A 3,683-nucleotide genomic window follows, 5' to 3' on the forward strand; every position below is an offset into this window, starting at 1 on the left:
GGCACTACATGAGCCCCCCTGCCGAGCATGGCTCGGCACTACATGAGCCCCCCTGCCGAGCATGGCTCGGCACTACATGAGCCCTCCTGCCGAGCATGGCTCGGCACTACTGTAGAGACCACCTCATGCGGCTCCCTGCCAAGCAGGACTCGGCACTACCCGCAGACGTGGTCCGGCGCTGCCTGCGGCATTATCATTCGCAGCATCGCGGCCGTGGCCGCTGGCAGTCACCGCAAGGATTTACCGCAATGATGGAAGAACTCCTGATCGTCACCACCGGTGGCACCATCGACAAGATCTACTTCGACGACAAGTCCGACTACCAGATCGGCGACCCGCAGATCGGCATGATCCTGCGCGAGTTGGGCGTCACCTTCCGCTTCAACGTCATTCCGATCCTGCGCAAGGATTCACTGCATATCACCGATGACGACCGCGAACTGATCCGCGCCACCATCGCCGCCCAGCCCACCCGCCACGTGCTGGTCACCCACGGTACCGATTCGATGGTCGCCACCGGCAAGGTGCTGGCCACCATCCCCGGCAAGACCATCGTGATGACCGGCGCACTCAGCCCGGCCCGCTTCCGCGGCTCGGATGCCGAGTTCAACATCGGTTGTGCCATCGGTGCAGTGCAGTCGCTGCCGGAAGGTGTGTATATCGCCATGAACGGCCGCATCTGGAACCCGGAAAAGGTCCGCAAGAACGTGGACGCCAATCGCTTCGAATCCGTGTAATGGCCAAAAGCACCCGCGCCACCGCTGCGTTGGACAAGGCCGGCATCAGCCATGGCCTGCATGCCTATGACTACTCGGCCGATGTCGACAGCAAAGGCCTGGCCGCCGCGCAGGCGCTGGGTATCACCCCGACCCGTATGTTCAAGACCCTGATGGCCTGGGTCGACAAGCAGCCGTTGATCGCGGTGATCCCGTCCGACCAGCGTCTGTCGTTGAAAAAACTTGCCGCCCAATGTGGCGGCAAGCACGGGCAGATGATGGAAGTGGCCGAGGCTGAGAAGCGCAGTGGTTACAAGGTCGGCGGCATCAGTCCGTTCGCACAGCAACGGCCGGCCAAGGTGGTGTTCGCCAGCAGCGCACAGCAGCACGACACGCTGTACATCAATGCTGGCCAGCGCGGACTGCTGCTGGATCTATCCCCCGCCGATGCGCTGCGTTTCCTGCAGGCCAGCTGCGCCGATATCTGCGAAGACTGAGCCCCGTTCAACGACGACTGGCGTTACCGCGCCTGCCCACCGTCGCGGCAGCGCAACGCCACTCAGAATGTTATCGACCAGCCATTGAGCCGACCGGTGTCGCCGCTGGCCTTGTCGTGCACGCGCAGCGTCCAGCTGCCATTCAAGGCCTCCCTGGACAGATCCACCTCGAAGGTCTGCTTGATGTCGTCGGCGCTGCCGCCTTCATAGTTGCTCAGCAGGTAGGCGCTGCCATCGGGCGCCACCAGCTCCACCTTCAGGTCCCCGCGCCAACCATGGCTGATATCAACGTTCACCGGGGTAGCAGCAGGTGCGTTGGCGCTGCGCCCGCTCACTTCGATCCTGCTCTCCACCGTGGCGTTGTCGGCAATATCCACGCCTTCACCGCTGCGATAGGTCTGGGCTGGCACCAGGCCCCAGCTGGCTTTCAGACTGAGACCTGCATAGCTCCCATAAGCGGTGAGCATCACGTGGTACAGGCCCGGAACAGGCGCCGGGAAACTGCAGCTCTCACCGTTGCCACCCCGGAAGGGACGGCAGTCAAACGCGCTGCTGGTGGGCCGGGTGCCCGCGCGCACGTAAAGATCCGCATCACCACTGCCGCCGCTGATGCTGATCAGCAGGTTGGAGGCACCGTTTGGCAGCTGCACCGTGTAATAGCGGTTGCGCCCCTTGCTGCCCGCCAGCCCGGTCAACGCCACCCCGTTGGTGAGCACCGCATCCGGTTCGGGCTCGGGCGCCGGTGGCGGCGCCTCGCCCATCGCCATGGCCACCGCGGCCTGTGCGTTGACGATGCCGACGCCGATTTCCCTGTCCGGCACCGCAGGGAAGGCCGTGGCAGTCTGCTTCAGCAGCGCCTTGACCTGTGCAGGTGTCAGCACGGTGTCGCTCACCTGCTGTACCAGCGCCACCACACCTGCCACATGCGGCGCTGCCATCGACGTGCCACCGTAGTAGCCGTAGCTTTCCACGGACGGCTCCTTGCGACCGCTGTTGAGGGTGGAAACGATGTTGCTGCCAGGCGCGGCCATATCCACCGCCGGGCCAAAATTCGATTGCTGGCTGCTGCTCCAGATGGCGCGCCTGCCGGCACTGTCGCTGGCACCGACGGCAATCACGTTGGCACAGTTGGCCGGCGCTGCATTGGCGACGTTGACGTTGTCATTGCCGGCAGCCACCACCACGGTGGTGCCACGGGCCACCGCGCTGTTGATGGCCTCCTGGAAGGTAGGTCCGCATGCGCCGGAGCCGCCAAGACTGAGATTGATGACCTCGGCCGGATGCGGGTTGGCCGGCGCGTCGGCGACAACGCCCCCTGCCGCCCAGACAATCGCATCGGCGATGTCCGACAGATAGCCACCGCAGCGGCCCAGTACCCGTACCGGCACGACACGTGCCCCCGGCGCCGTGCCCGCAACCCCGCGCGCATTGTTGCTCACCGCTGCCACTGTGCCTGCCACGTGCGTGCCATGCCAACTGGAGGCCTGTGCGGCATGGCTGCCGCCGCATTGGTTCGCGGCCACCCAGTCCCCGGGATCACGGGCATCGCCATCACGGCCATCGCCATCATTGGCCATGGCCGGGTCACTGATGAAATCATGGCCAGGCAACAGATTGGCATCCAGGTCACTGTGCGCGGCAACCCCGGTATCCAGTACCGCCACCACGACCCCGGCACCGTCGGCATGATCCCAGGCCTGCGCGGCGCGTATGCCGTAGTTGCCGGTGTACGCCCACTGGTCGGTGAAGCGTGGGTCGTCAGGAATTGCATGAAGTGTGAAGCGGCGATCCACTTCCACATAGTCGATAGCCGGGTCCATCGCCAATCTGCGCATCAGCCGCTCACTGTCCATGCGTCCCAGCGGCGAGCTCAAACGCAGCAGCTCCGCACCGATGGCGAGCCGTTGCACCGTTGCGGTCGCAGCCAGCCTGCCACCTGCCGGGAGTGAAGCAGCAGCGCTGGCGAGGGTTCTGCGCAACCCGGCGCCCGTTTCCTCGGCATCGCCGAGCTGCCGGTATCTGACAATGAAGCGCTGATGGCTGGCGGCTTGTTCCAGGCCGGCCAGGTGCACGTCTGCGGCATGCGCCGGCACCGCCACAAGCAGAATTGCCAAAGACGCTGCCCCCGCCAGAAGGCTGGAGCGGCGCGGCATGGGCTGGGATTGAATTGAGGTCATGGTTCTGGCCTTGCGCGTAGTGGGAACGTGGCCTGTGCGCTCTTTGCATTGCCGGTGTTGCGAGCGCGTCGTGGCTTGCCTGCCGGACCGGGTAGCTGCTTGTTTCCGCATGCTTACGGTCTGTGGCTCTACGCTACGGCGGTCATGCGGCTGCTGTTATCGGTTTTTGAACGCGGGTTGGTGTTGCTGCCAGCGCCTTTGATGGTCGGGGTGGCGTGCGGATTGGGTGGTGATTTCCTTGGGGTGGTGCGGGGATTTCTGGCTTCGGGAAGGTCTTGCCGAGCATGGCTCGG

At 64.8% G+C, this 3,683-nt stretch carries 3 protein-coding genes and 1 pseudogene; 2 read left to right on the plus strand and 2 right to left on the minus strand.

Features of this window, described 5'->3' with window-relative positions; translation table 11 throughout:
* Nucleotides 1–251 precede the first annotated feature (251 nt).
* Together B2527_RS07725 and ybaK are read left to right on the plus strand one after the other, a co-directional pair.
* The gene (locus tag B2527_RS07725) at nucleotides 252–737 is read left to right on the plus strand and encodes an asparaginase domain-containing protein (RefSeq protein ID WP_293707662.1); all 486 of its coding nucleotides are present in this window, start codon (nucleotides 252–254) and stop codon (nucleotides 735–737) included.
* Complete coding sequence (ybaK, locus tag B2527_RS07730) at nucleotides 737–1,213, plus strand: Cys-tRNA(Pro) deacylase (RefSeq protein WP_293707609.1); 477 nt, start codon at nucleotides 737–739, stop codon at nucleotides 1,211–1,213. The genes B2527_RS07725 and ybaK overlap by 1 nt, the downstream gene beginning before the upstream one ends.
* A 62-nt stretch (nucleotides 1,214–1,275) precedes the next feature.
* Here ybaK and B2527_RS07735 read toward each other — a convergent pair whose 3' ends face one another.
* Both B2527_RS07735 and B2527_RS07740 read right to left on the minus strand, forming a co-directional pair.
* Nucleotides 1,276–1,623 (minus strand): proprotein convertase P-domain-containing protein, encoded by a 348-nt coding sequence (locus B2527_RS07735; protein WP_293707664.1) that lies wholly within the window; start codon nucleotides 1,621–1,623, stop codon nucleotides 1,276–1,278.
* A gap of 6 nt (nucleotides 1,624–1,629) precedes the next feature.
* Nucleotides 1,630–3,390 (minus strand): annotated as a pseudogene (locus tag B2527_RS07740) (S8 family peptidase); the annotation flags it as partial.
* Nucleotides 3,391–3,683 lie beyond the last annotated feature (293 nt).

This window comes from Stenotrophomonas sp. UBA7606, from assembly GCF_002477705.1.
Taxonomy (GTDB): domain Bacteria; phylum Pseudomonadota; class Gammaproteobacteria; order Xanthomonadales; family Xanthomonadaceae; genus Stenotrophomonas.